Annotated in this window: 8 protein-coding genes and 1 pseudogene; 3 read left to right on the forward strand and 6 right to left on the reverse strand. The window is 75.0% G+C overall.

Annotation, left to right across the window (positions count from 1 at the left end; all coding sequences use genetic code 11):
* Positions 1 to 2: 2 nt before the first annotated feature.
* Complete coding sequence (locus ACFRCR_RS16365; protein ID WP_377678988.1) at positions 3 to 464, reverse strand: hypothetical protein; 462 nt, start codon at positions 462 to 464, stop codon at positions 3 to 5.
* 49 nt (positions 465 to 513) lie between these two features.
* Positions 514 to 1,269, reverse strand: coding sequence for an SDR family oxidoreductase (locus ACFRCR_RS16370; RefSeq protein ID WP_377678990.1), 756 nt, complete (start codon positions 1,267 to 1,269; stop codon positions 514 to 516).
* A 153-nt stretch (positions 1,270 to 1,422) separates the two neighbouring features.
* Between ACFRCR_RS16370 and ACFRCR_RS16375 the strand changes: the two genes are divergently transcribed.
* Positions 1,423 to 2,052 carry a hypothetical protein gene (locus tag ACFRCR_RS16375; protein WP_377678991.1) on the forward strand — a complete coding sequence of 210 codons (630 nt, stop codon included), beginning with the start codon at positions 1,423 to 1,425 and terminating at the stop codon, positions 2,050 to 2,052.
* A 90-nt stretch (positions 2,053 to 2,142) separates the two neighbouring features.
* Here the strand turns inward: ACFRCR_RS16375 and ACFRCR_RS16380 are convergent, their stop codons facing one another.
* The 3 genes from ACFRCR_RS16380 to ACFRCR_RS16390 are packed head-to-tail and all read right to left on the reverse strand — an operon-like array spanning position 2,143 to position 3,933.
* Entirely contained in the window at positions 2,143 to 2,673 is a 531-nt protein-coding gene (locus tag ACFRCR_RS16380) for a MarR family winged helix-turn-helix transcriptional regulator (RefSeq protein WP_377678993.1), read from the reverse strand.
* On the reverse strand, positions 2,670 to 3,455 hold the full coding sequence (locus ACFRCR_RS16385; RefSeq protein ID WP_377678995.1) for an SDR family NAD(P)-dependent oxidoreductase: 786 nt from the start codon (positions 3,453 to 3,455) through the stop codon (positions 2,670 to 2,672). The genes ACFRCR_RS16380 and ACFRCR_RS16385 overlap by 4 nt, the downstream gene beginning before the upstream one ends.
* A gap of 46 nt (positions 3,456 to 3,501) precedes the next feature.
* Positions 3,502 to 3,933 (reverse strand): VanZ family protein, encoded by a 432-nt coding sequence (locus ACFRCR_RS16390; protein WP_377678996.1) that lies wholly within the window; start codon positions 3,931 to 3,933, stop codon positions 3,502 to 3,504.
* A 28-nt stretch (positions 3,934 to 3,961) separates the two neighbouring features.
* On the opposite strand from ACFRCR_RS16390, the gene ACFRCR_RS16395 reads away from it, so the two are divergent.
* Complete coding sequence (locus ACFRCR_RS16395; RefSeq protein WP_377678998.1) at positions 3,962 to 4,402, forward strand: YchJ family protein; 441 nt, start codon at positions 3,962 to 3,964, stop codon at positions 4,400 to 4,402.
* A gap of 85 nt (positions 4,403 to 4,487) precedes the next feature.
* Here the strand turns inward: ACFRCR_RS16395 and ACFRCR_RS16400 are convergent, their stop codons facing one another.
* A complete protein-coding gene (locus ACFRCR_RS16400; protein WP_377678999.1) occupies positions 4,488 to 5,045 on the reverse strand; it encodes a DUF2182 domain-containing protein in 558 nt (185 codons plus the stop codon).
* A 247-nt stretch (positions 5,046 to 5,292) separates the two neighbouring features.
* Here ACFRCR_RS16400 and ACFRCR_RS16405 point away from each other — a divergent pair.
* Positions 5,293 to 5,376, forward strand: a pseudogene (locus ACFRCR_RS16405) (hypothetical protein); the annotation flags it as partial.

The raw sequence follows: 5,376 nt of genomic DNA on the forward strand, positions 1-5,376 counted from the left end.
CCTCAGGGGCGCGTCGCGAACACCGCAAGCGTGAGCGCCACTGCGTCCTCGACGACCGCGGCCTGCCAGTCGGGGCGCCTGCCGACCGCGGCCGCGCGCCACGCAGCCCCGCCCCAGGTGCCCGCCGCGCCGCCGGCCGCACCGAGGAGCAGCGGGAAGAGGACCCCGGCCTCGGCGCGGCGTGCGAGCACGAGCGCCCCCACCGCGCCCGAGACCATGCGGATCGGCGGGCCGGGCTGCTCGAGCCGCGAACCCGCGCTCGGCAGCTTGTCGCCCGTGAGCTCGGCCGCGACCCCCAGCGCGCCGACGACCTTCGCGACAGCGCCCCACGGCCCGGACAGCGACGACGTGAGCAGCGGAGGAGCGAGGCCGAGCGACGCCCGGCTGCCCGCCGCGACACCGATCGCGAGCGACCGGGCGAGGACGTCGAACGAGGATCGCGAGGCACCACGGGCTCGGGTCATGCTCCCCACGATCACGCGCGGGCCGGGCCCCGGCAACCCGGGGACGCCGCTAGCGCGGGCGCCCGTACCGCTCGACCAGGTGCTGCCCGTACGTGCCCGTCCCGCGAGGCTCGCCCGGCACCATGTGGTGACCCGCCGCGTACGCCCCGAAGGTCCGCCCCGGCAGCCGTACCCGGGCGACCCCGCGCCGGCTGCCCGTCGCCCGCAGCCAGGCGCGGGCGGCCTCACGACCCGTGATGCGCTCGGGCCCGCCGACGTCCGCGACCCGGCCCGACGGTCCGGCGTCGACGAGCTCCACGAGGCGCGCCGCGACGTCGGGCACCGCGACCGGCTGGACCTCGAGCGCCGGCGTGAGCAGCACGGGCGAGAAGCGCTGCGCCGCGAAGAGGTTGTCGACGAACTCGTGGAACTGCGTGGCCCGCAGGATCGTGTGCGGCAGGCCGGAGGCGACGAGCAGGTCCTCGACCTCGACCTTCGCCGTGTAGTAGCCGAGCGGGATCTGGTCGACGCCCACGATCGACTGGAACACGACGTGCCCCACCCCGGCGTCGCGGGCTGCGGCCACGACGTGGCGGCCCATCGCGACGTCGGCCCGGGGGCCGCGGGTCGCGAGGTGCAGGACGGTCTCCGCACCGTCGAAAGCCTCCCGCAGGCCCTCGCCCGTGGTGAGGTCCCCGGCCACGAAGGCCGGGCCGGGCCTGGCGGACCGGCTGAGCACGCGGACGTCGTGCCCCGCGGCGCGCAGGAGCGTCACGGTGGGGGTGCCGAGCGTGCCGGTGCCGCCGGTCACGAGGATCGTGGTCATGGACGCATCCTCTCGCGTCGGGCTCGGGGCTGCCGGGTGCCGCGACAAGGCGCCGCGATCCGGCGTCGTCCACAGGCCGTGTTCCGGCGCTCTCGTCCACAGAAGACTCTTCGGTCCCGGCAGTAGTCCTCGCAGGCGCGGCACCCTACCGGCATGAGCCACGGCAACCGCCCTTCCCACCCCCGACGACGCGCGACGAACCGGCACCCGGTCTCCCCCCTGGGCCTGCCCACCCTCCGAGCGCTCTGGCAACGACAGGCCGCCGAGGCCAACGGCCCCGACGGCTTCCACCACGTCCACGGACCGCACACGCACGGCTGGCTCCTCGACGACGCCGTGCCCGAGCTGCTGGAACCGGTCCTGCACCCCGACGACGACCCGCTCGAACCGACGTTCTTCGCGAACCTCGACGGGCCCCTGGCCGAGGCTCTCCTCGCACGCCTGGCCCCCACCCGCCTCGCCCACCGGTCGAACGGCTCACCGCCGCTCGGGAGCCTGCTCCGGGCAGCCGCCGAGCACCCGGACGACGTGACGCTCCACGGGTTCGTGGTCGGACCGGGACGCTGCGACGAGAGTCTGGTCGCCGAGGGCGCCATCCTGCGCTTCGAGGCAGACCTGCTCGTGACCGAGCAGCACGTCCCGGACTGCGAGTGCGAGCTCCTGTGGGCCTACGTGGTCGACGAGCTGGGGCTCGACGACGCCCTCAACGCGCCGCACCGCATCCACCGGATCCACCGCGCGGACGCGCCGGGCGAGACCTGGTGGCGACTGCTGTGGGCGTAGCGCGCGCCGGTGGCGGGACAGCGGGCACGACGGCGGGCACGACGGGCACGACGGGCACGGTGGGTCCGCCGGTACGGGCCGGCAGGAGCGTCAGCCCCGGTCGAGGAAGGACTCGCTCGCCCCTTCGAAGCGCCGCATGAGCTCGGTGAAGGCCAGGCGGTCCCCCGCGGACCAGCCGTCGAGCAGCTCGTCGACGAGCGCGTCGCCCGCGGCGACGAACGTCCTGGCGACGCGGGCCCCCGCCTCGGTGAGGTGGACGCGGGAGGCCCGGGCGTCGTCGGGGTCCTCGCGACGCTCGGTGAGCCCTGCGGTGTCGAGGCGGCGCAGGATCTTGCTGACGTTCGACGCCCCCGTGGACAGGTGCTCGGCGATAGCCGAGGGCCGCCGCGGGCCCTGCCGCCACACGACCGTGAGCACCACGATCGCCGGAGTGTCCAGGTCGATCCCCTCGCGCGCCGCGACGGCCGCGAGGAAGTCACCGCTCGTCCACAGGCCCATGACACGGACCAGGGAGTCGAGCAGGTCGGACCGGTACCCGGGCACGCGCGGGTCGCCCGTGGGGGTGGCCGCCCGGGCGGGGCCGGCGCCCGGCCCCGCCCCGTGCTGCTGTGCGTCGGTCACGCGACCCGGGTGCCGCCGTCGACCGGCAGGACCACACCGGTGATGAAGCTGGCCTGGTCGGACAGCAGGAACGCGACGGCGTCCGCGATCTCGGACGGCTGGCCGAGGCGCTTCATCGGGACGTCGGCCGCGTACCCGGCGCGGGCCTCCTCGGGCAGCGACGCGAGCGCGGCCGTCTCGATCGCGCCCGGTGCGACGGCGTTGATGCGGATGCCGTCGGTCACGTACTCGATCGCCGTGCCGTACGTGAGGGACACGACGCCTGCCTTCGCGGCCGAGTACGGCGAGAGTCCGGGCGACGCCTTGAGGCCCGCGATCGACGCGACGTTGACGATGCTGCCGCCGCCGTGGCCGAGCATGTGGGCGATCTCGGCCTTCATCGACAGGAACGTCCCGCGCAACGTGACGTCGAGCGTGCGGTCCCAGCCGTCCTCGGGCATCTCGTCGAGGCGGAAGGGCCGGGTGCCGACGCCCGCGTTGTTGACCGCGAGGTGCAGCCCGCCGAACGTCTCGACCGCGAACGCGACGAGCGCGTTCACGTCTGCGGGGTCGGCGACGTTCGCGCGGCGGTAGGCGGCGCGTCCGCCTGCGGCCTCGATGTCGGCGACGACCCGTGCGCCGGCCTCGTCGTTCACGTCGGAGACGACGAGGGCCGCCCCCTGGGAGGCCAGCCGCTTCGCGACCGCCTCCCCGATGCCTGCACCGGAGGCCGTGACGAGGGCGACCTTGCCCTGGAAGGGCGAGCCGTCGAAGGGTGCGCCTGGGACGTGGGGGGTGGACATGGGGACCTCCGGGTGACGATGCGAGAATTTTAGTGTCGTCGCGACACTATCTTGGGGACAACGGGCGTCGGGCGCCCAGAATTCCCGCCACGGCGGCCGCGCCCGCGACCGCCCCCGTGGTGTTCGTCACGACGTCCTGCACGGTCGAGTACCTGCCGGGGATCACGAGCTGCGACAGCTCGATCGCGAGCGACAGGGCGAACCCCGCCAGGACCACGAACCCCACCGCCCGCCCGAGCGGCACCGCGGGACGAGACCCGGACAGCACGAGCAGCCCGAGCACGCCGAACGGCAGGAACATCACCACGTTCGAGGCCGCCTCGAGGAGCTCGTACGACATCGGCACCCCCACCGACCGGAACGCGTCCAGGACCGCGAGCGCCCACCCGGGCGCGGCCGTCGACTGCGGGGACGGCAAGCACGTCACGACCAGCACGGCGGCGAGGTAGACGGCGAAGGTCCAGCGGAGGAGGCGCACGGCTCACACCCTACGGAAGGATGGTCGGGTGACCGCGACCTCTCCCCTGCCCGACGACGCCCGCTGCCCCTGCCTGTCCGGAGAGACGTACGGGGCGTGCTGCGGGCGGTACCACCGCGGGCTCGCTGCAGGCTACGACACGGTGGCGGCTCCGACGGCCGAGGCCCTGATGCGTTCGCGCTACGCGGCGTTCGCGGTCGGCGACGCCGACTACCTGCTCGCGACCTGGCACCCCTCGACGCGCCCCACGGACCTGGACCTCGACGACGACGTGACGTGGCGCCGTCTGGACGTCGTCGCGACGAGCGCGGGCGGCCCGCTCGACCGGACGGGCGTCGTGGAGTTCGTCGCCCACTACCGCTCCGCGGAGACCCGCGAGCGCGGGTCGCTGCACGAGGTCAGCGCGTTCGTCCGGGAGGGCGGACGCTGGTACTACGTCGACGGTGACGTCCCTGCCCGCCGAGGGTGACCACCTCGGCCGCGCCGTCACCCTCGGCGGACCGCGCCGTCACCCTCGGCGGGCGGGTCACCCTCGACGGGTGGGCGTATCGCCCTCAGCTCGTCCCGACCAGGACCACGGCCGACAGCACCCCGAGGACGGTCACAGGATGCACCCAGCGTTCGGCGTCGGCACCGAGCTTCTGGAGGCACGTCACGGCCGCGATCCCGAGCGTGAGCCAGAGCGGGTGCCCCGCGAAGGACAACGCCACCATGAACGGTGCACACGAGAGCACGCACGCGCGGGCGTGGAACCAGCCGAACCGCGAGGCCGCGGTGTCCGCCGACCGGCCCTCGACGCCCAGCGGGACCGAGCGATGGCACCGGGCCAGGGCTCGCCGGACGACGGGGGTCAGCTGCCACGCCGACGCCGCGACGAGGACCGCGGCGGCGGCCATGACCCCAGGACGCAGCAGGCCGACGACGAACGTCACCCCGAGTCCCACGAGCATCCACAGCGCGAGGTAGGCGGCGACGAACACCGCCGTGGTCCGGTGCCGTCGCCTGCGTGGCGAGGCGAACGCCGCGTGCCGCACGGACGGGACCAGCCCGGGCAGCATCATCGCGACGACCATGAGCCCCCAGTGCCCCCAGTCCGCCGCCACTTCGGGCACGATGCCGTGGACGCCGTCGGCCCAGCCCGTCGAGAGTGCCGCCGGGTCGAGCCACGCGGAGGACCACCCTGCGCCCGCTCCCTGGAACGCGTGGTGCCCCGCCGCGAGTCCCGGTCCGCGGGCGCCGGAGCCCGACGTGGGCGACCAGGAGCCGAGGAGCGCCGCCCACGCGGCGGCCGCCGCCAGCAGGACCGGCCACTCGGGATGACGCCCGAGGAACCGTCGCGCCTCGACGCCCGCCGCCCGGTACGCCGAGATGGCGGTGGCGCAGGCGGAGGCCGGCGCGCACATGCTGGGCCCGTCCGGGATGATGGACGGTCAGGTCGGGGGG

It is taken from the genome of Oerskovia sp. NPDC056781 (assembly GCF_042789955.1).
Lineage (GTDB): Bacteria > Actinomycetota > Actinomycetes > Actinomycetales > Cellulomonadaceae > Oerskovia > Oerskovia rustica.

Coding starts and splice junctions, on each gene's coding strand:
- ACFRCR_RS16365 (WP_377678988.1), bottom strand. CDS start 464: ATGACCCGAGCCCGTGGTGCCTCGCGATCCTCGTTCGACGTCCTCGCC.
- ACFRCR_RS16370 (WP_377678990.1), bottom strand. CDS start 1,269: ATGACCACGATCCTCGTGACCGGCGGCACCGGCACGCTCGGCACCCCC.
- ACFRCR_RS16375 (WP_377678991.1), top strand. CDS start 1,423: ATGAGCCACGGCAACCGCCCTTCCCACCCCCGACGACGCGCGACGAAC.
- ACFRCR_RS16385 (WP_377678995.1), bottom strand. CDS start 3,455: ATGTCCACCCCCCACGTCCCAGGCGCACCCTTCGACGGCTCGCCCTTC.